21 protein-coding genes and 1 pseudogene are annotated in these 20,327 nt (G+C 46.8%); 18 read left to right on the top strand and 4 right to left on the bottom strand.

The annotated features are described in order from the left end of the window. Positions 1-46 precede the first annotated feature (46 nt). The 7 genes and pseudogenes from ICN27_RS08050 to cysM form a co-directional block, all read left to right on the top strand. Positions 47-343: pseudogene (locus ICN27_RS08050) on the top strand (integration host factor subunit beta); the annotation flags it as partial. A gap of 108 nt (positions 344-451) precedes the next feature. Then, the gene (lapB, locus tag ICN27_RS08045; RefSeq protein WP_216269618.1) at positions 452-1,663 is read left to right on the top strand and encodes a lipopolysaccharide assembly protein LapB; all 1,212 of its coding nucleotides are present in this window, start codon (positions 452-454) and stop codon (positions 1,661-1,663) included. A 46-nt stretch (positions 1,664-1,709) separates the two neighbouring features. Beyond that, on the top strand, positions 1,710-3,074 hold the full coding sequence (locus tag ICN27_RS08040) for a UDP-glucose/GDP-mannose dehydrogenase family protein (RefSeq protein WP_216269617.1): 1,365 nt from the start codon (positions 1,710-1,712) through the stop codon (positions 3,072-3,074). A 49-nt stretch (positions 3,075-3,123) separates the two neighbouring features. Further along, positions 3,124-4,053, top strand: coding sequence for a D-glycero-beta-D-manno-heptose-7-phosphate kinase (gene rfaE1, locus ICN27_RS08035; protein WP_216269616.1), 930 nt, complete (start codon positions 3,124-3,126; stop codon positions 4,051-4,053). Next, positions 4,050-5,069, top strand: a complete 1,020-nt coding sequence (rfaD, locus tag ICN27_RS08030) for an ADP-glyceromanno-heptose 6-epimerase (RefSeq protein ID WP_216269615.1) — start codon at positions 4,050-4,052, stop codon at positions 5,067-5,069. Before rfaE1 ends, rfaD begins: the two co-directional genes overlap by 4 nt. A 97-nt stretch (positions 5,070-5,166) precedes the next feature. Then, a complete protein-coding gene (locus tag ICN27_RS08025) occupies positions 5,167-5,562 on the top strand; it encodes a helix-hairpin-helix domain-containing protein (RefSeq protein ID WP_216269614.1) in 396 nt (131 codons plus the stop codon). A 41-nt stretch (positions 5,563-5,603) separates the two neighbouring features. Further along, a complete protein-coding gene (cysM, locus tag ICN27_RS08020) occupies positions 5,604-6,515 on the top strand; it encodes a cysteine synthase CysM (RefSeq protein WP_216269613.1) in 912 nt (303 codons plus the stop codon). A gap of 18 nt (positions 6,516-6,533) precedes the next feature. Here cysM and ICN27_RS08015 read toward each other — a convergent pair whose 3' ends face one another. Then, complete coding sequence (locus ICN27_RS08015) at positions 6,534-7,802, bottom strand: lytic transglycosylase domain-containing protein (protein WP_216269612.1); 1,269 nt, start codon at positions 7,800-7,802, stop codon at positions 6,534-6,536. An 83-nt stretch (positions 7,803-7,885) separates the two neighbouring features. Here ICN27_RS08015 and ICN27_RS08010 point away from each other — a divergent pair, with 83 nt between their 5' ends. Genes ICN27_RS08010 through ICN27_RS07990 form a run of 5 tightly spaced genes read left to right on the top strand, consistent with a single transcriptional unit; the run spans position 7,886 to position 14,091 of the window. After that, positions 7,886-8,806: a histone deacetylase family protein gene (locus ICN27_RS08010; protein WP_216269610.1), complete on the top strand. Its 921-nt coding sequence runs from the start codon at positions 7,886-7,888 to the stop codon at positions 8,804-8,806. 48 nt (positions 8,807-8,854) lie between these two features. After that, positions 8,855-10,507, top strand: coding sequence for an acyl-CoA synthetase (locus ICN27_RS08005; protein ID WP_216269609.1), 1,653 nt, complete (start codon positions 8,855-8,857; stop codon positions 10,505-10,507). Positions 10,508-10,564: 57 nt separating this feature from the next. Then, positions 10,565-11,314 (top strand): electron transfer flavoprotein subunit beta/FixA family protein, encoded by a 750-nt coding sequence (locus ICN27_RS08000; protein WP_216269608.1) that lies wholly within the window; start codon positions 10,565-10,567, stop codon positions 11,312-11,314. Next, entirely contained in the window at positions 11,315-12,250 is a 936-nt protein-coding gene (locus ICN27_RS07995; RefSeq protein ID WP_215325482.1) for an electron transfer flavoprotein subunit alpha/FixB family protein, read from the top strand. It begins immediately after the preceding gene. Between the two features lie 53 nt (positions 12,251-12,303). After that, positions 12,304-14,091 carry an acyl-CoA dehydrogenase gene (locus tag ICN27_RS07990; RefSeq protein ID WP_216269607.1) on the top strand — a complete coding sequence of 596 codons (1,788 nt, stop codon included), beginning with the start codon at positions 12,304-12,306 and terminating at the stop codon, positions 14,089-14,091. Positions 14,092-14,132: 41 nt separating this feature from the next. Here the strand turns inward: ICN27_RS07990 and ICN27_RS07985 are convergent, their stop codons facing one another. After that, positions 14,133-14,579: a hypothetical protein gene (locus ICN27_RS07985; protein WP_216269606.1), complete on the bottom strand. Its 447-nt coding sequence runs from the start codon at positions 14,577-14,579 to the stop codon at positions 14,133-14,135. Between the two features lie 42 nt (positions 14,580-14,621). After that, positions 14,622-15,146, bottom strand: coding sequence for an META domain-containing protein (locus tag ICN27_RS07980; protein ID WP_216861261.1), 525 nt, complete (start codon positions 15,144-15,146; stop codon positions 14,622-14,624). Between the two features lie 254 nt (positions 15,147-15,400). On the opposite strand from ICN27_RS07980, the gene rpsP reads away from it, so the two are divergent. The 6 genes from rpsP to ICN27_RS07950 all read left to right on the top strand — a co-directional run bounded on the left by rpsP (position 15,401) and on the right by ICN27_RS07950 (position 19,358). Beyond that, positions 15,401-15,646 carry a 30S ribosomal protein S16 gene (gene rpsP / locus ICN27_RS07975; RefSeq protein WP_011902362.1) on the top strand — a complete coding sequence of 82 codons (246 nt, stop codon included), beginning with the start codon at positions 15,401-15,403 and terminating at the stop codon, positions 15,644-15,646. 93 nt (positions 15,647-15,739) lie between these two features. Continuing rightward, entirely contained in the window at positions 15,740-16,303 is a 564-nt protein-coding gene (gene rimM / locus ICN27_RS07970; RefSeq protein WP_215308099.1) for a ribosome maturation factor RimM, read from the top strand. 24 nt (positions 16,304-16,327) lie between these two features. Further along, positions 16,328-17,074 (top strand): tRNA (guanosine(37)-N1)-methyltransferase TrmD, encoded by a 747-nt coding sequence (gene trmD / locus ICN27_RS07965; RefSeq protein WP_216269733.1) that lies wholly within the window; start codon positions 16,328-16,330, stop codon positions 17,072-17,074. 125 nt (positions 17,075-17,199) lie between these two features. Further along, on the top strand, positions 17,200-17,598 hold the full coding sequence (gene rplS / locus ICN27_RS07960) for a 50S ribosomal protein L19 (RefSeq protein WP_114653724.1): 399 nt from the start codon (positions 17,200-17,202) through the stop codon (positions 17,596-17,598). 66 nt (positions 17,599-17,664) lie between these two features. Next, a complete protein-coding gene (locus ICN27_RS07955) occupies positions 17,665-18,402 on the top strand; it encodes a CoA pyrophosphatase (RefSeq protein ID WP_216269604.1) in 738 nt (245 codons plus the stop codon). Beyond that, positions 18,399-19,358 (top strand): CobD/CbiB family protein, encoded by a 960-nt coding sequence (locus ICN27_RS07950; protein WP_215308091.1) that lies wholly within the window; start codon positions 18,399-18,401, stop codon positions 19,356-19,358. The genes ICN27_RS07955 and ICN27_RS07950 overlap by 4 nt, the downstream gene beginning before the upstream one ends. On the opposite strand, the gene rsgA is transcribed toward ICN27_RS07950, so the two are convergent. Continuing rightward, complete coding sequence (gene rsgA, locus ICN27_RS07945) at positions 19,303-20,316, bottom strand: ribosome small subunit-dependent GTPase A (RefSeq protein WP_216269603.1); 1,014 nt, start codon at positions 20,314-20,316, stop codon at positions 19,303-19,305. The genes ICN27_RS07950 and rsgA overlap by 56 nt on opposite strands. Positions 20,317-20,327: the final 11 nt, after the last annotated feature.

Raw genomic sequence — 20,327 nt, 5'->3', positions numbered from 1 at the left:
ATCGCCGTCTTCCACTAGGAGGGCGGCGGTTTTTTTATTGATAGATATGTCAGATCAAGAGCAACAAGCAATTACTCGTTCCGAGCTCGTGGAGAGTTTGGCGGAGCAGTTTCCCCAGCTACTTCCAAGAGATGTGGAGTTAGCTGTAAAAACTTTGCTAGACACGATGACTCACGCATTAGCCGAAGGCAAGCGGATTGAGTTGCGTGGTGTTGGTAGTTTTGTTTTGCATCATCGTCCTGCGCGTACTGGTCGAAACCCAAAATCTGGTGAGAAAGTATTGATCCCAGAAAAGCGTGTTCCCCATTTCAAGCCAGGTAAAGAATTACGTGAGCGTGTTGATTACAAGCCTCTGAAGCAGGTGAGCCCTAAAGAGGGTTCCGGTGCCTAGTCACATAGCGCATATCCAGTGGTCCATTCGGACCATTTTTTTATTTAAGTTCTGCACGAAATGATTCAGATTGCTACCTCCTGGCTGCTGTTAATACCAGTTATGTTTGGCATTGGTTGGTTAGCTAGTCGTTGGGATTTACGCCTTGAAAATCGCATGGATGAGCGAGAGCGGATGCGTCAGCAGCGTTCAACCTTTAAAGGATTAAGTCTCTTATTAAATGAGCAGCCTGATCAGGCAATTGAAACCTTGGTCAAGATCGCTCAGCTTGATCCCGAAACAATCGATCTTCACTTTGCTTTAGGTAATTTATTCCGTCGCCGTGGCGAAACTGAGCGTGCAATTCGAGTTCACCAGCATCTGGCCAATCGCGACGACTTAAAGCCGCGTGATCGAGATCATGCTGCCTATGAATTAGGGCGCGATTTTCTACGTGCCGGTCTATTAGATCGCGCTGAAGCATCATTAAATCGCGTAGGTGAAGGTAAGTTTGCTGCCCCAGCAAAAGAGAGTTTGCTCGAGATGTATCAAATTGAGCGGGACTGGAAAAAAGCCATCATTGCGGCTAGCGAACTCGAGGCTTTACAAGGAAAATCACATCACACCGAGATCGCACAGTTTCATTGTGAGCTTGGTCAAGAAGCATTGCGTCGGAAAGATTTACCGGCAGTTGAGCAATCCATTCAATTGGCATTACAAGCAGTTCCGCATCACGCACGCGCACTCATTCTGCAGGGTGATTATTTGATAGCTATGGATCGACCAGCCCAGGCAATCGAGGTATGGGCGGTGATCGCTAAAACGCATCCCGCCTATATGCATCTTCTCGCAGATCGGTGGATGGCAGCACATACTGTGCTAAATAAAGCGGAAGAAGGTTTAAGTGCGCTTTGCGAGTTATTAAAAACCCAAGCATCTGGTGAGTTGCTCGACATTGTGCAAAAGCATATAACCCACATTCGTGGAGCTCAAGCAGCTGAAGTGATGCTGGTTGAGGTGATGCAGCACTCACCAAGCTTAAGCGCTCTCTCGAAATTAGCGGAAACACGTTTGGCATTGGCTGAGAGCAATGGTACGCCAGAGCGCGTATCTGATTTACAGGCAACACTTAATTTATTAAAGCAACGTACCACCAGTTTGGCTCGCTACACTTGTGGTAACTGTGGTTTCCGTGCGCGTCGTTTTTACTGGCAGTGCCCGGGCTGTAATCACTGGGAGGCTTACTCCCCAAGACGCAGTGAGGGATCCGTTCCTAGCGGCCCTTCAATGTAGTCTGATTTGTAATGAATGAACTAATACTGAATTACTTGGAGATATTTTGAAAGTCACCATCATCGGCAGCGGTTACGTTGGTCTTGTTACTGGCGCATGCTTAGCAGAGCAGGGCAATAATGTCTTTTGTGTGGATGTAGATTCTAAAAAGATTGAGATCCTTAATTCTGGCGGCGTGCCTATTTATGAGCCAGGTTTAAAAGAGATGATTGAGCGTAATCGCGCTGCTGGTCGCCTGCAGTTTTCTACTGATATTGCCGCTTCCGTAGCACATGGTGATATTCAATTTATTGCTGTTGGAACACCTCCTGATGAGGATGGCTCTGCAGATTTGCAATACGTTGTAGCGGCTGCTCGCAATATTGGTCGCCATATGACCAGTGCTAAGGTGATCGTTGATAAATCCACTGTTCCAGTGGGCACCGCTGACAAAGTATCTGCTGCCATCAGCGAGGAGTTGACCAAAAGAAGCCTCTCACCAGAACTGTGTTCCGTAGTCTCTAATCCAGAATTCCTTAAAGAGGGCGCAGCGGTAGAAGACTTTATGCGTCCAGATCGCATTGTGATCGGTACACAAAATACCCCAGCAGGCCTGCGTGCTAAAGAGCAAATGCGCAAACTCTATGCTCCATTTAATCGCCACCATGAGCGTACCTATTACATGGATGTGAAGAGTGCTGAACTTACTAAATACGCAGCCAATGCGATGTTGGCGACTCGTATCTCCTTCATGAATGAGCTAGCCAATCTTGCTGATTTAGTCGGCGCTGATATTGAAGCAGTGCGTCAAGGTATTGGCTCAGACTCGCGTATTGGTTATGGATTTCTGTACTCCGGTACAGGTTATGGCGGTTCTTGCTTTCCGAAAGACGTCTCAGCCCTATCAAAGACTGCGATTGAGTATGGTCGCGATCTGAAGATTCTAGATGCTGTCGAAGCGGTAAACGAAGCTCAAAAATATATCTTGGTAGAAAAAATTGAAAAACGCTTTGGTTCTGACCTGAATGGCAAGAAGTTCGCTATGTGGGGCTTAGCATTTAAACCGAATACCGACGATATGCGCGAAGCACCAAGCCGAGTCATCATCCAGGAGCTAGTTAAACGTGGCGCTCAAGTTGTCGCTCATGACCCAGTAGCGATGCCAGAAACTAAGCATTGCCTCGAGATAGACTTCAAAGCTAACCCAGAAGGTCTCAAGCAAGTCACTTTGGTAGATGATCCAATGGCGGCTATCCAAGATGCTGACGCTCTTGTCATCGTGACCGAGTGGAAGGCCTTCCGAAGCCCAGATTTTGATCTGCTTAAAGCTAAACTGAAAAATCCCATTATCTTTGATGGCCGTAATCTGTATGAGCCACAAGCTATGCAAGAATTAGGTATTGAGTACCAAGGCATTGGTCGTCATAATTAATACCAGTAAAAAAGAATCCATTAAAAAGATTAGAGGGATTAGTTACATCGTGGAAAAAGCTAACCGAGAACAGTTTTCTAAAGCCCGCCTATTGGTGGTGGGTGATGTCATGCTTGATCGCTATTGGTTTGGTGATACGAATCGGATTTCTCCTGAGGCACCAGTGCCAGTTGTTCAAGTAGGCAAGATTGATGAGCGTTTAGGTGGTGCTGCCAACGTGGCACGTAACGTTGCGGCTCTTGGTGCGAAGACAACGATTTTGGGTGTGATTGGTGATGATGAGCCAGGACGACGCGTTACTGATCTCCTGAAATCCAGTGGTGTTAACAGTCAATTAGAGATTGATGGCAAAGTGCCGACTACTGTGAAGTTGCGCGTCATTGCAAGACAGCAGCAACTCATTCGCTTGGATTTCGAGGAGGCCCCTAGTGAGGCAGCTTTAGCTCACAAGTTGGAGCGTTACGAGAAGTTGCTTGGTGATGCTGACGTGGTCATTTTGTCTGACTATGGTAAAGGCGCCTTAGGTCAAGTAGCTTTGATGATTGAGCAGGCACGTGCTCAAAAGAAAATGATCCTAGTCGATCCTAAGGGTGATGATTATGCTAAGTATCGCGGTGCCACTGTACTGACGCCTAACCGAAGCGAGCTGCGTCAAGTAGTTGGTAAGTGGGCCAATGAAGATGATCTAACTAAGAAAGCACAAGATCTCAGAAAGTCATTAAACCTCGAGGCGCTTCTCCTCACCCGTTCCGAGGAGGGCATGAGCTTATTTACCGATGCGGGCGTGAGTCATGTGAAGGCACAGGCGCGCGAAGTGTTTGATGTATCAGGTGCGGGTGATACTGTTATTGGAACGTTAGCAGTGGCATTGGCAGCTGGCTGGCCACTGGAAAGAGCGATGGCTTTAGCTAATCGGGCTGGTGGTATTGTGGTTGGTAAGTTAGGTACAGCCACCGTTACTTCTGAGGAATTGCAATGACGATTATCGTGACCGGCGCAGCTGGGTTTATTGGCGCCAATATTGTTCAAGCGCTCAATGCCCGTGGCGAGAAAAATATTATTGCAGTCGATGATTTGCGCCCAGCCGATAAGTATCGCAATCTTGCGGATTTAGACATTATTGATTACCTAGATAAAGACGAGTTCCTAGAGGCATTTAGAGGTGGTCGCTTTGGTAAGGTAAGAGCAGTCTTTCATGAAGGGGCCTGCTCCGATACGATGGAGACTGATGGCATCTTCATGATGGCGAATAATTTCCGATACACCATGGATTTACTCGATATCTGCACAGAACAAAAAGTGCAACTACTCTACGCCTCTTCAGCGGCGACCTATGGTGGTTCTGATGTATTCATAGAGAGTCGTGAGCATGAAAAGCCACTGAACATTTATGGCTACTCCAAGTTCTTATTTGATCAAGTGATGCGCAAGCGCTTTTCTGAAAAAGCCAATACTGCCCAGGTCGTTGGTTTCCGTTACTTCAATGTTTATGGTCCACGTGAATCACACAAGGGTCGTATGGCTTCAGTGGCATTTCACCAGTATCACCAATACAAATTGAATGGCAAAGTTAAGCTGTTTGGTGAGTATGGTGGCTATGGTGCTGGTGAGCAAAGTCGTGATTTTGTATCAGTTGGAGACGTAGTGAAGGTGAACCTATATTTCTTGGATCATCCAGAAATCAGCGGTATCTTTAATCTCGGCAGTGGCCGCGCACAACCATTTAATGATGTTGCTCATGCAGTTGCCAATGCTATGCGAAAAATCGATAAAGCTAACCCTGCCAGCCTAGAAGAGTTGGTCAAAGAAAAGGCGATTGAGTACATTCCATTCCCGGATGCGCTCAAAGGAAAGTACCAGTGTTTTACACAAGCAGATTTAACTAAGCTGCGTGCCGCTGGATACTCAGAACCCTTCCTCAATGTGGAGCAGGGTGTCGGTCGTTATATTGCCTGGTTATCAGCTAATGCGGATTTCTTGGCAAGTCCACTCTAGCAAGCTAAAAGCAGTCAACCGACTAAATCTTGATTCGTTGTAACTAATCCACTTGCACTTTGTGTAGGTGGATTTTTTATTAACTAATGGAGATTAAATGAGTCAATTATTAAAGTCTTTAGTATTTTCAGTATTTGTAGCTGTCTCAGGTTTAGCTGCCGCCTCGCCAATTAATGTCAATACCGCTACTCAGTCTGAGCTTGAGAGTATTAAGGGGATTGGACCCTCTAAAGCCAAGACAATTATTGCTGAGCGCTTAGACGGTGGACACTTTCAGGATGCCAATGACCTGCAAAAGCGTGTTCGTGGAATTGGTATGAAATCTGTGGAAAAGATGGTGGATAACGGCTTAACTATCGAGGCGCCAAGTTCTTTTCGTGAGCCACATGGTCGCACCAATAAAGAGGGCTCCAAGGCTAGCAGACGTGGCTCACGCGGTCAAAGTGGTTCTCGCCATCATACGGATCGTACGGAACCAAGTCGCCGAAATTAAGCCCTTTTACGTCTAGCCTAGCTTATGGCTAAAATGGTTTCATGAATACACCTTCTTACTTAACTATTTCTCAGACCGTGGGTAATACACCCCTGGTTCGTTTGCAACGTATTCCTGGTGCTGAAAACGATTCCAAAAATAATCTGATCTTAGGAAAGTTGGAGGGTAACAATCCAGCGGGGTCGGTTAAAGACCGACCTGCGCTGTCGATGATCCTACGCGCACAAGAGCGCGGCGAAATTAAACCTGGTGATACGCTGATTGAGGCTACTAGCGGCAACACTGGTATCGCTTTAGCGATGACTGCTGCGATGTTAGGCTACAAGATGGTTTTAGTGATGCCTGAGAACCAGAGTATTGAGCGTCGACAAAGTATGGCTGCCTATGGAGCGGAGCTCATTCTGACAGCAGCCTCTGGTGGCATGGAGTTTGCGCGTGACTATGCATTGCAATTACAGAAGGAGGGTCGCGGTAGATTGTTAGATCAATTTGCGAATCCTGATAACCCACGTGCTCACATTGAGACAACTGGCCCAGAAATCTGGCGTGATACCGACGGCCAGGTGACGCACTTTGTCTCATCGATGGGTACCACTGGAACCATTACCGGAGTCTCTACTTACTTAAAAACGATGAACCCCAATATTCAGATTATTGGTGCTCAACCTGAAGAGGGTTCGCAAATTCCAGGTATTCGTAAATGGGCTCCAGAGTATCTGCCTAAGATTTACCAAGGTGATAAGGTTGATCGTATTGAGTATGTCAGCCAAGCAGATGCTGAAGAGATGGCTCGTCGCCTTGCGGCTGAAGAGGGTATCTTTTGTGGCATTTCTGCGGGCGGTGCTTTAGTGGTTGCCTTGCGAATCGCTCGTCAGGTTGAAAATGCCACGATTGTCTTTATCGTCTGTGACCGCGGTGATCGCTATCTATCTACTGGGGTTTTTCCAGCTTAAGATATTTAAACCACAGCATTAAGTCTGCTTCGATTTTTTCTTATTAGCAGTTTTCTTGGATTTAGATTTAGCTGGTTCGCTTGCCTTTGTTTCAGACTTTGCTTTAGGTGTGCTGACCGCCAACACGCTTTGATTCTTGTAACCCAGGGCTTCCGCAAACTCTGCAACACTTTGTGCATAAAAGTAACTACGGTTGTATTGCACAATCGTCAAGAAATTATTTAAGCCCACTACGTAGCGAACTTGATCGTTATCATCTTTGTCTGGATAGGGGAGATCAACAATGAGCGCTTTGCTTTGGGGCTCAACGCCACCTGCCTGAAGGTCGCCTTGCTCTTGAGTGAGGATACCTTTAGTGATGAGTTCTTGAACAGAGTATTTGAGTTGTGGCTCACCATCAGCCAGGACTCTTGCTTCGCTAATTGCCCCCTCTTGCACAGGGAAGTAAATTGGCATGCCAGCTTGCCAGCCATGCTTTTTCATAAAATTGGCAACGCTAGCAATGGCGTCTTTGGGACTTTGCTTAAGGTCAATCCGACCATCTCCATCGCCATCCACTGCAAAGTTACGGATGCTGCCAGGCATAAATTGCGGTAAACCAATGGCACCTGCATAGGAGCTGTTTTGATTAAGGCAGGCATTAAAGCGTACCGAGTTCATCCCTTGACTACCGTTCCTTGCGGGGAGGCTAGCACCGCTCTCAGTCCAGCACATGAGGATGAGTTCTTGAAGCTGATCTTTAAAGAGTTGCTCTCTGCTCGCTTTATTGGGGGTATCGGGATAGCTGAAGGCTAGCGTAGAAAGCACATCCTTTACTCGAAAATTTCCGGTTTGACGGCCATAGATGGTTTCAATTCCAATAATGGACACAATGACTTCAGCCGGAACGCCAGATTCTTGCTCAACCTTACTAAGGAATACTTGGTTTTGTTCCCAAAAAGCCTTGCCGGCCTTCAGGCGAAAAGGCTCAATAAAGCGCTTGCGATAGGCTACCCAATTCTTTTTAAAGCTGCCCGATGGGGGTAACACCAATTTTCGAATAGAGGGAATCGTTTTAGCATCTGAGAAGCCTGATTCAAGGCTTGCCTGAGGGATTCCCTGGGTTTGAGCAATTTGAGCGATTAATTGGTTGAGGTTTTGGCTAAAACGGGCTTCTGTCACATCATCCTCAGACTGGTTTACGATAGTCTCTGTAGGGCTAACTTGCTGAACACGTGTGCTGGAGCAGGCGCTAAGTAATAGTGCTACTAATAGTGTTGAAGCAAGATAGGAGAAGCAAAAATTCATGGATATGAGGATGGGTTTTTGAAGAGTTGGCAAATTAAATTAGATTATAAAAACTACAGTATTGCTATTGAGGATTTCTAGTAATGACAACAGGATACATAACTCATCCAGATTTTCTAAAACATGAGATGGGCAGCCATCATCCTGAGTGCCCGGAGCGGATTCAGGCAATCAATGATCAGTTAATTCGTAGTGGTATCGATCGCTTTCTGCATCACCTAGATGCCCCCTTGGCAACTGAAGAACAACTAGAGTTAGTGCATAGCCCAGATCACATTGCTTTTGTAAAAGAGCGTTCACCAGCGAGCGGTTACTTTATGCTCGATGGTGACACCATTATGAACCCCCATACTTGGAGTGCTGCATTACGTGCAGCCGGTGCTGCCATTGCGGGCGTTGATGCGGTAATGAAGGGTGAAGTTGAAAATGTGTTTTGTGCGGTTCGCCCTCCGGGGCACCATGCAGAGCCAACCCGCTCAATGGGATTTTGTGTCTTTGATAATGTTGCTGTTGCTGCGCGTTACGCTATGGAAGAGTACGGTATTGCACGGGTAGCCATTATTGATTTTGATGTGCATCACGGTAATGGGACTGAAGCAGCATTTTTTAATGACCCCAATGTGCTCATGTGTAGTTTCTTTCAACATCCGTTTTATCCCTATAGCGGATTAGACGGGGCAAACAATATGGTGAATGTTCCCTTGCCAGCGTCTACTCGAGGAGATGTGGTCCGCTCAATCGTCGAAGAGCAATGGTTGCCACGTCTAAGGGATTTTGAGCCAGAACTCATCATTATCTCTGCAGGCTTTGATGCTCACCGTGAGGATGATTTAGGGCAAATGGGTTTAGTGGAAGACGACTATGCGTGGATTACTAAGCAGCTTAAAAGGATTGCAAATCAATACGCTCAAGGCCGTATCGTTAGCTGTCTCGAGGGTGGCTATAACCTTTCCGCCCTAGGTCGTAGCGTGGTGGCGCATGTCAAAGCGCTTGCTGATATTTAAGCGAAGTCTGCAATCTAGAATCAAAAAAGATCAATATTCAAGGAATACATGGCTAATATTTTTGAGCAGGGTTTGGAGCGTAACCCAGCAAACTTCACCCCGATCACACCGCTATTGTTTCTTGAGCGAACTGCCGAAGTATATCCAGATCGCTTGGCAATCATTCATGGCAAATTACGTCAGACCTGGAGTCAGACGTATGAGCGTTGTCGTCGCTTAGCAAGCGCCTTGCAAAAGCAGGGCATTGGCTTGGGTGATACTGTAGCTGTCATGTTGCCCAATACGCCACCAATGGTTGAGGCGCATTTTGGGATTCCGATGTCTGGGGCAGTATTAAATGCCTTAAATACTCGCCTTGATCCCGAGTCCATAGCTTTTATGCTCAATCATGGTGAAGCAAAAGTCGTGATCGTAGATCCCGAGTTTTCGGGGGTGATGAAAAAAGCGCTTGAGATAGCCAAGAAAGCAAGTGGTCGCGAGTTTCTAGTGATTGATGTCGAGGAAAAAGAGTTTGATGTTCCTGGTGAAAAGCTCGGCAAACTCACGTATGAAAAGTTCTTGTCTGAAGGCGATCCTCAATTCGCTTGGCAAGTCCCTGCAGATGAATGGCAAGCTATTTGCTTGAACTACACCTCCGGTACTACTGGTAATCCAAAGGGGGTGGTGTATCACCATCGTGGCGCAGCGATCAATGCTATCTCGAATATTTTGGACTGGGATATTAGTAAGCACCCCACCTATCTCTGGACGCTACCGATGTTCCATTGCAATGGCTGGTGCTTTCCGTGGACGGTAGCGGCACGCGCCGGCATTAATGTTTGCCTACGTCGCGTGGATGCGCAACATATATTTGCCGCTATTAAAGATCACGGTGTAACCCATTACTGCGCCGCTCCAATTGTGCATAACCTGTTAGTTAATGCTCCTGACGAATTAAAAGCAGGAGTTCCGGCAGGCGTCAAAGGCTTAATTGCAGGCGCTGCACCTCCTGCATCCATCATTGAGGGAATGGAGCAACTGGGCTTTGATCTAACGCATGTCTATGGATTAACGGAGACCTACGGACCAGCAGCGGTATGTGTCAAGCAAGATGAATGGAATGACCTTGATATTGGTGAGAGGGCTCGCCTCAATGCGCGACAAGGTGTTCGGTATCACCTGCAGCAGGCGATTGCCGTTCTTGATCCCGAAACTCTCGAGCCTGTTCCTGCTGATGGCGAAACGATGGGTGAGATTATGTTTAAGGGCAATATTGCCATGAAGGGCTACCTTAAAAATGAGAAGGCAAGTAAAGAGGCTTTTGAGGGTGGTTGGTTTCATTCGGGTGATTTGGCAGTGATGAACCCCGACGGCTATGTGAAGATGAAGGATCGTAGCAAAGACATCATCATCTCTGGTGGCGAAAATATTTCCTCCGTGGAGGTTGAAGATGTTCTGTATCGCCACCCAGCTGTTATGGCTGCTGCAGTGGTTGCGAAGCCAGACCCTAAGTGGGGAGAAACGCCTTGCGCCTTCTTGGAAATTAAGCCTGGAATGGAGGTTACACCTGCTGACATCATTGCCCATTGCAAGCAGCATCTAGCTGGCTTTAAGGTGCCCAAAGCCATTGTGTTTTGTGAGTTACCCAAGACCTCTACTGGCAAGATTCAGAAGTTCGAACTTCGCAAGCAGGCGGGCTCGGCTTCAGCAATCGATGTCTAGCTCTAATTGGGGCTAGGCGGATAAAATAGAAAAGTTACTCAAAAATAGAGATCCAGCATGAAAATCTTAGTGGCAGTAAAACGGGTTGTTGATTACAACGTCAAAATTCGGGTGAAATCAGATCACTCCGGTGTCGATCTGGCAAACGTCAAAATGAGTATGAATCCATTTGATGAGATTGCAGTAGAAGAGGCGGTTCGGTTAAAAGAAGCTGGTGTTGCTACTGAGATAGTGGTGGTTTCTGCTGGCCCCACTCAATGTCAAGAAACGCTGCGTACTGCCTTAGCGATTGGTGCGGATCGTGCCATCTTAGTAGAAACCGATACTGAATTACAGCCCTTAGCTGTTGCAAAAATTCTCAAAGCGCTTTCTGAGAAAGAGCAAGCGCAGATCGTCATCTTGGGTAAGCAGGCGATTGATGACGATAGTAATCAGACGGGACAGATGCTAGCTAGCTTGATGGATATTCCCCAAGCAACTTTTGCCTCCAAAGTAATAGTTGCCGATGGTAAAGCGCTTGTGACTCGCGAGGTGGATGGCGGCTTAGAAACAATTGCAATTACTTTGCCCGCAGTCATCACAACTGACTTGCGTTTGAATGAGCCACGTTATGTGACTTTGCCAAACATCATGAAAGCTAAAAAGAAAACTTTGGAAATCCTGAAGCCTGAAGAGCTTGGTGTTGACATTACCCCGCGTCTCAAAACTCTCAAAGTAGAGGAGCCACCAAAGCGCTCTGCTGGTGTGATGGTGGCTGATGTAGCAGCTTTAGTAGATAAACTTAAAAATGAAGCGAAGGTGATTTAAATGGCCGCACTTGTTATTGCTGAACACGACAATCAATCCTTAAAAGCAGCAACGCTCAATGCGGTAGCTGCTGCTTTGCAGTGCTCCCCTGAGGTGGATGTGTTGGTAGCCGGTAGTGGTACCGATGCCGCTGCTACTGCTGCGGCACAAATTGCTGGAGTACGTAAGGTCATTCAGGTAGATGCAGCATCGTTAGCTGATCAGCTCGCCGAACCCTTAGCCGCTCAAATTTTATCTATTGCTAATAGCTATAGTCATATTTTGGCGCCAGCAACTGCCAATGGTAAGAATGTCTTGCCACGTGTTGCCGCTAAGTTAGATATGGCTCAGTTATCTGACATTACTAAAGTGATCTCTGCAGATACTTTCGAGCGTCCAATTTATGCAGGCAATGCGATTGCTACCGTGCAATCTTCTGACTCAATTAAAGTAATTACGGTTCGCACAACCGGTTTTGATCCTGTTGCCGCAAGTGGTGGATCCGCTGCAGTAGAAAAGCAAGCGGCTACTGAGGTTTCTGGTAAATCATCTTTCGTTGGTCGTGAACTCACTAAGTCAGATCGTCCTGAACTTACTGCCGCCAAAATCATTGTGTCTGGTGGTCGTGGTTTAGGTTCTGGTGAGAAGTATCAAGAAATTATTGCGCCCTTGGCTGACAAGCTTGGCGCCGCTCTGGGTGCCTCACGTGCTGCAGTTGATGCAGGTTATGTTCCAAACGATTATCAAGTGGGTCAGACCGGTAAGATCGTTGCACCGCAGTTGTATATTGCCGTTGGCATCTCTGGTGCGATTCAGCATTTAGCTGGCATGAAGGACTCTAAGGTGATCGTAGCGATTAATAAAGATCCTGAGGCGCCAATCTTTAGTGTTGCTGATTATGGTTTAGTTGCAGACCTTAATACCGCCGTCCCTGAATTAACTAACTTACTTACTTAAGGCATTTAAGAGCTCGCTTTAACTGCCTTCACACCCGATCTATAGGAGTACGTATGCCGTATGTAGCCCCAGTAAAAGACATGCTATTTGTGATGAACGAATTAGCGGGGCTAGCTGAGATTGTTGCCTACCCCTCCTATACTGAGGCGGGCGCTGATGTAGATTTAGCCCCGGCGATTCTAGAAGAGTCTGCCAAATTTAATCAAGATGTTGTAGCGCCTCTCAACTGGCCTAGCGATCAAAACCCTAGCTCACTCAAGAATGGCGTAGTCACTACTACCCTTGGCTTTAAAGAGGCTTTTGAGCAATTTGCTGCAGCAGGTTGGCAGGGTGTTGTGCACCCCATAGAGTTTGGTGGTCAAGGTTTGCCAAAACTGATTGCTACGGCATGCTTTGAGATGGTTCACTCGGCTAGCTTGTCTTTTGCTTTATGCCCCATGCTGACTGATGGTGCGATTGAGGCTTTATTGACTGCAGCAAGCCCTGAGTTGCAAGAGCGCTATGTGCCCAAGATGATTTCTGGGGAATGGACTGGTTCCATGTGCCTCACAGAGCCTCAGGCAGGTTCCGACCTATCGATGGTGCGTTCTCGCGCTGTACCTGAAGCCGATGGCATATATAAAATTTTTGGGACCAAGATCTACATCACCTATGGTGAGCACGATATGGCAAAAAATATTGTCCATCTCGTACTAGCTAGAACACCAGATGCACCAGAGGGCGTGAAGGGTATTTCCTTGTTTGTAGTTCCGAAGTGTTTGGTAAACGCAGATGGTACGCTTGGTGAGCGTAATGATGTGCACTGCGTTTCGATTGAGCACAAGCTGGGCATTAAGGCCAGCCCAACTGCAGTCTTACAGTTTGGCGATCACGGTGGTGCAACCGGCTACTTGGTGGGCGAAGAAAATCGTGGCCTGGAATACATGTTCGTCATGATGAATGCTGCCCGCTTTGCGGTCGGTATGCAGGGTATTGCAGTTGCAGAGCGAGCATATCAAAAAGCAGTGCAATACGCTAAAGACCGAGTTCAGAGTCGTGATCTAGCTGGCTCCCCAGGCCCTGTAGCAATTATTCATCAGCCTGACGTGAAGCGGATGTTGATGACTATGCGCGGCTATATTGAGGCATCTAGAGCCTTAGCGTATTACGCGGCAGCTGCTTATGATGCGCAACATGCATCCCCTGATGAAATAGCTCGCAAGCAGAATCAAGCGGTATATGAATTCTTGGTGCCAATTGTGAAAGGCTTTTCGACTGAGATGTCGATTGATGTTGCGAGTTTGGGCGTTCAAGTGCACGGTGGTATGGGCTTTATTGAGGAGACTGGTGCAGCACAACATTATCGTGATGCTCGTATCCTGACCATCTATGAAGGCACTACAGCTATTCAAGCAAATGATTTGATTGGTAGAAAGACGGTGCGGGATAGTGGCGCAACTGCGAAGCTGTTCTCAGGCAGAATCCAGCAAACTGAAAAAGATTTAGCAATTAGCGGCAGCGCAGATGCAAAGGCGGTATTGAAGCAGTTAACTCCAGCGCGAGAAGCGTTTGATGCTTCGGTAGATTACATTGTGGCGAATGCTAAAACAGACATCAAGGCAGTATATGCAGGTAGTTTTGCGTACTTGCGATTGTGTGGCTTGGTATTAGGGGCATGGCAAATGGCACGTGCTTTACTGGCTGCACAAGAGTTGCGTGCAGGAGACCCGAATTTCTATGATGCCAAGATTGCTACCGCACGATTCTTTGCAGAAAATCTATTGCCACAATCTCAAGCTCTCGCCACCTCCATCTTAGAGAGTGGACAATCTACTAATGCACTGACAGCGGAGCAGTTTTAAGCTTTCAATAACTATTGTTGCCCATCAAAAAGCTATCCGTATTACTGGGATAGCTTTCTTGCTTCTTGAAGTTGGGAGATGAAAAATTGTTCAAACGCAATGGCCAAGAAGGTCATCATCACACCGGCACCAAAGACTAAAGAAAAGATGACAGTTAGTACGACTGGCCAACCAGACTGAGTTGCCCTGCTGGGCTCTAAACCTGGATTAAATTGGGCATCCCACTTTTCATCAGCACGTAATCCATAAGTGATGGTGGTCAACCAACTGGCTTCAAGGGTGATGAAGCCGAAGGTGATGAGCACCCAACCTGGTGCAGAGTGGAAGTGTGTATCTTTGAGAATTAACCAACCAGCGATACCGCCGATAAAAGAGAATAGTTGTGCCCAGCCCCAGAAGGATTTCAATCCTTGTAAATAAAAACAGTTCAAGCCGGTTCCAGGAAAAAATAATCCAAGTGAGCAGAATAGGAGTTTGTATTTTTTCATTCAGACTTTCAGTAATAAGCTATTGCAATGGTGAACTATTTTTTATTTCGATGAATTACTTTTTTGGATAAAACTTAAAACCTCGCGATCCGCCCCAATCATCAGTAGTTGGTCGCCGTTGCGCACAATCGAGCGGTAATCATTTAATTCATAAAGGAAATCATTTTCTAATTCCATGCGCTGAGGGGTACAAGCCATCTTTGTACTAGCGATTTGATCGAGCGTAAAGCCTCTGGCATCTTCGGTAATGCGTGCAGTAAAGCGATTGCAGCCAGTTGATCCGCTCACGCGCTCACCATTGGCATCAAAAGTGATTTGGATGGGGTTGCTATTGTCGCCTTGGGGGATTTGCCGAGCGCGCACTTCACCTTTGCTGTTGGGTGCGAGATTCCAACGAACGAGCTCCCATTTCGTGTTGCGAAACTCGCTACTTGGAGGGCTGGTTTTAGCAGTGCAGGGCGGGATGACATTGGCGCAAGCCGTCAAAAAGCCTAAACCGAGGAATGAAAGAATGAGAAAAAAGCGCTTTATAGGGCCTTTAGAGGGTCTAAAAGTGGCTATTCTCATAGTAATATTTCTGTAAGTTATTGTTTTTAATGATTATTTTATAAATTGCTGGGTTCTATTCTACTGTCGAAGCTAAGGAGGCGTTCGCTTAAATAGGTGGATCAAGTAGGGGTTTTCGTCTAGAATATGAGGTTTTCCGCTATACCGTGCATTTGTTTTGTTAATTTGCTCAGTTAGTTGGAGCCCAAGATTTTTGTAGTAATTTCATTGGGTTGTAATCAACCTGTTTTCATTTTAGATTTTAAGGAATAAGTATGGTCGTCATTCGACTGGCACGCGGCGGTTCAAAGAAGCGCCCTTTTTATAGCATCGTGGCTACAGACAAGCGCAATCGTCGCGACTCGAACTTTATCGAGCGTATTGGTTACTTCAATCCACAGGCGGCAGCGACAGAGCAAGCAATGCGTATTGCTCAAGATCGTTTGACCTATTGGACTGGTGTTGGCGCGCAGATCTCTCCAACTGTAGTTCGCTTGATCAAAAATAATCCTGCGGTTTAAACCTTCAAAATCCAAAGACTTTCTCTTGTTGATGAAGTCTTTGGTAGCAGAATTTACTAGTAGTGTTATTTGGGGAATTGAGGTGACTTCGATATGAATACACCCTCCCTAAATGATTTGATTGAGCTCGGTGCAGTCCAAGACGCTCAAGGCTTACAGGGTCAGATTAAGGTTCGCCCTCATTCCTCCGATCCCGTAGCGCTCTTATCTAGCAAAGAACTTTGGTTGTCCCTCATTCCTCGTCGGAGTGCCGGTGTTGCTGCATCGCATGAGCAAGCTTCATTAACTTTGTATCAGGTGAAGCAAGCCAAGATGCATAGCGGCACTGTAGTCATTTCCTTGGATGGTATTTCCGACCGCGATCAGGCCGAAGCCTTAAAAGGTGCTCGAATCTTAGTGGCGCGTGAGGTATTTCCCAAGACGGATAGCGATAGTTACTACTGGGTTGACCTAATCGGTTGTAAGGCTATCAATCTTCAGGGCGAAAGTCTGGGTGAAGTACTTGAGGTCAACGATAATGGTGCTCATGGAATCATTGCGCTTGGCGATGCGCAAACCAAAACAGTAAAACAGTTAGTGCCTTTCGTAAAAGAAGCGGTGCAAAATGTTGACTTGCCAAATAGACTGATTACCTTAGACTGGCAACCCGACTGGTAATTAGAAAAGTCATTGATCTCCCATATGCGTTTTGATGTAGTCACCTTATTCCCTGAAATGTTCTCTGCTTTAACGCAGTGGGGTATTACTGGGCGCGCTTGTGAACAAGATCTTGCCAGTGTGAACCTCTGGAATCCTCGGGATTACTGCGCTGACCCTCGCAAGACGGTGGATGATCGGGCGTATGGTGGCGGCCCTGGCATGGTCATGATGGCAAAACCCTTGGAAGATACGATATCGGTTGTTAAAGCGGCTCACCAGTCCCAAAACGTCGTTTCTGGCCCAATCTGCCTCCTTGCTCCACAAGGAGAGGTCTTTTCTCAGAAGATGGCGACAGATATTCTGAACCATGGCAATGCAACCTTGATTTGCGGTCGCTATGAGGCCGTTGACCAGCGTTTCATTGATCGAAACGTCGATTTACAGCTTTCAATTGGGGATTTTGTGGTTTCTGGCGGGGAATTGCCTGCTATGACCATGATGGATGCGGTCATTCGCCTTATTCCAGGGGCATTGGGGGATGGTGAATCTGCTGTCCAAGACAGCTTTATTAATGGCCTTTTGGACTATCCGCACTACACCCGCCCTGAAATATATGAAAATTTATCTGTTCCGGACGTGCTTTTAGGCGGACATCACGCTAAAATAGCGGATTGGCGTCGGCAGAAGTCTTTAGAGCTGACGTTAAGGCTTCGGCCTGATTTAATTAAATCAGCAAGAGCTAATGGGTTGCTAAGTAAGGAAGATGAGCAATTTCTTCAAACGCTGTAAGTAATTATGGTTTTGAACGAAGTGTTTGTGTTTTGATTTAGTGAAATGGTTTTAACTGCATCCTCTGTCTGGTCCGTTGATGAAAGTCTCGGGATAAACGCTGACAAGATGTTTAAGGATTAATAATGAATTTGATCGAAAAAATTGAGCAAGAAGAAATTGCTCGCTTAAGTGCTAACAAAGTGCTTCCCACTTTTGCTCCTGGCGACACAGTCGTTGTTGGTGTAAACGTAGTTGAAGGTACACGTAAGCGTACTCAGGCCTTTGAAGGTGTTGTGATTGCGAAGCGCAATCGCGGACTGAATTCCAGCTTTATCGTTCGCAAGATTTCATCTGGCGAAGGCGTAGAGCGTACATTCCAAACTTACTCACCATTGATCGCTAGTATTGAAGTGAAGCGTCGCGGTGATGTACGTCGTGCGAAGCTGTACTATTTGCGCGATCGTTCAGGTAAGTCTGCGCGTATTAAAGAAAAGCTTCCTGCTCGCAAAGTCAAGGCAGTTGCTGAGACAGCAGCGGAATAAGGTTTGCTTTAATCCAAAAAGAAGGCGGCCTAGGCTGCCTTTTTTATTGCCCTAAAATAAAAACAGATGCCAAAGAATTTCAAACCCCAAGAGACAGAATTGAGTATCACTACGCCATTGAATTTTGATGCGCAGGCGATTCCAATTCATGAGGTTTGTACGGATCAGCCCAAAGTGCTTGCACGTCATTTGGATCCATCCATCCTAAAGCATCGCTTTCAGAATCCCCCCGTTTGGCAGCCGGAGATTACCGATGAGAATCGACATGTTATCGCTGCAGATATTATCTCTAAGCGTCAGGCCGCTGGAAAAGTGACCCGGGCAGCGGTGTTAATTCCCTTGCTTATGAAGAAGGATGGGCTATCTGTGCTGCTTACCCAAAGAACAGATCATTTACATGACCATGCCGGTCAAATTAGCTTCCCAGGCGGGCGGATGGATCCGAGTGATTTCGATCCTAATCACACCGCTTTACGGGAAAGTGAAGAGGAAATCGGTTTGAATCCGCAGGGGGTTGAGGTCATTGGGCATTTACCTCAATATTTAACGGTTTCGGGCTATAGTGTGACGCCGGTTGTGGGCTTGGTAAAACCTCAGGCAGAATATGCTTTAGATGCATTTGAAGTGGCGGATGTTTTTGAGGTGCCTTTACATTTTTTGATGGATCCTGCAAATCATCAAGTGCGGGTCTGGGAGAGTGATCAGGGTAGTCGTCGGTTTTATTCAATGCCCTATGAGAATCGTTTTATCTGGGGTGCTACTGCTGGAATGTTGCGTAACCTTTATCATTTATTAAAAGTATGACTTTCTTTTCTATTCTCTTCGCACTCATTGCTGAGCAATATCGCCCAGTAACCTCGAATCATTGGATCGCACGCATCAGTGCTCGCTGGCTTGATTGGGTTGCCGGTGAATTCGGTAGCAAGACTGAAGAAGGTGCAAGTCCTGTAGGTGCCCGCATGGCCTGCTTGGTGGCGTTTATTCTGCCAACATTCCTGGTCTTCTTGCTGTATGTTGTCTTCATGGTGACTTTCCCTATTCTGGGATTCCTATGGAACGTATTAATTGCTTATTTATTCTTTGGCTTTCGCCAATTTAGTCATTCCTTCACGCTAGTGCATGAGGCTATTGCAAATCATGATTTGCCAGCAGCTCGCTTAGCGCTGGCGCAGTGGTATGGCCCTGAATTAGATGCTTCTGAGCTCACTGAGACTGAAGTGATTTCACTTGCACTAGAGCGCGCCATCATTGGTTCGCACCATCATGTATTCGGTGTCTTGTTCTGGTTCTTGATGCCCATGGGTCCTGCAGGTGTAGTGTTGTATCGTCTAGCTGATACTGCCGCTCAGCGCTGGTCAGAAAAAGGCGACTTTAATTTGAGTGAGGCAGCGCGCCATTTCTTTTATGTATTAGATTGGGTACCTGCACGCATCACTGCAATGGGCTTTGCGATTGTGGGGAACTTCGAAGGTGCTGTCTATGCATGGCGTCACCTGACTGGCAAATGGTCTGACTCTCTGTCAGCAGTGATCTTGGCATCTGGAAGCGGTGCCTTGGGTGTTCGCTTGGGCGAACCCATGAGCGAACCTGATAGCGACGAAGCTTTGCGTATGGCCGAAGCTGGTGAGCCTGTTTTTTACGAAGTAGGTCTAGAGCCAAATGAGCGCACTATGCGTTCCGCTGTTGGCTTGGTATGGCGTTTAGTTATCGCTTGGATGGCTTTATTGCTAATGCTGACCATCGCTCTTTGGCTTGGCTAATGCCTTGAATCTGCGTATCAGCAGTTTTTGAGTCAGAACGCAATTGCCTAAATAGCGCCAGTCTTTCTGGTGCTATTTCATTTTTGTCGACAGCTTCTCGTATTGCGCAATCTGGCTCTGATTGATGCGCACAGTTATGAAAGCGACACTTGCCTAGCAGGTCATGGAACTCCCTAAAGGCATGCTCTAGCTCACTAACCGACATATGTGCCAAACCAAACTCCTGAAAGCCAGGCGAATCAATTAAAGCGCCTAATTTGCCGCTAGCATCACGCCCCCAAGCTTCCGGGAGCTCAAAGTATCGGCAAGCAGTTGTGGTGTGTTTGCCGGTATCTAGTCGAACTGAATACTCTTGAGTAATAGCAGCCGCATTAGGAACCCAGGCATTCAGGAGGCTGGATTTGCCCATACCAGATTGACCTACGAATACGGAAACTTTGCCGCTAATGGCAGGGCGCAATGCCTCTATGGAGGCCTCATCAAATTTGGCGGAAACCTCAGTAACGGGGTAGCTCATACGAGCATAAGGCGCCACGATTTTGCGTGCGTGTTCTAACTTATCTTTTAGGTCGCACTTATTTAGCAAGATATGCAAACCAATTTGATTGGTCTCTGCAGCAACAACTGCTCTTCCCAAAAGATCGGGAGAGAAAGCTGGTTGCGTAGCTAGCACGACTAAAATTTGATCGACATTGGAGGCAATGAGTTTACTTTTAAAAGCGTCGGATCGATAGAGTAAATTTTCTCGAGGCTCAATGCGGATAATGCGTGCTTGATCAACTGAGGTCATCTCCAACAACATGCGATCACCTACGGCGCCAACGTGCTGCTTTGCTGGGGTACTGACTTGAAGCAATTCACCGACAGGGGATTCATTTCCATGCCCGTCTTTAACTAAGCGCTGCGCTAAATAATGCCTTCCATAGGAGGCAGTCAGTAGCGCATGAAATTGTTCCATTAATTAAACAA

The organism is Polynucleobacter sp. Nonnen-W13, from assembly GCF_018881735.1.
Taxonomy (GTDB): domain Bacteria; phylum Pseudomonadota; class Gammaproteobacteria; order Burkholderiales; family Burkholderiaceae; genus Polynucleobacter.
The sequence above is the reverse complement of the archived record's forward strand: the minus strand, read 5'-3'. Positions and strand labels throughout refer to the sequence as shown.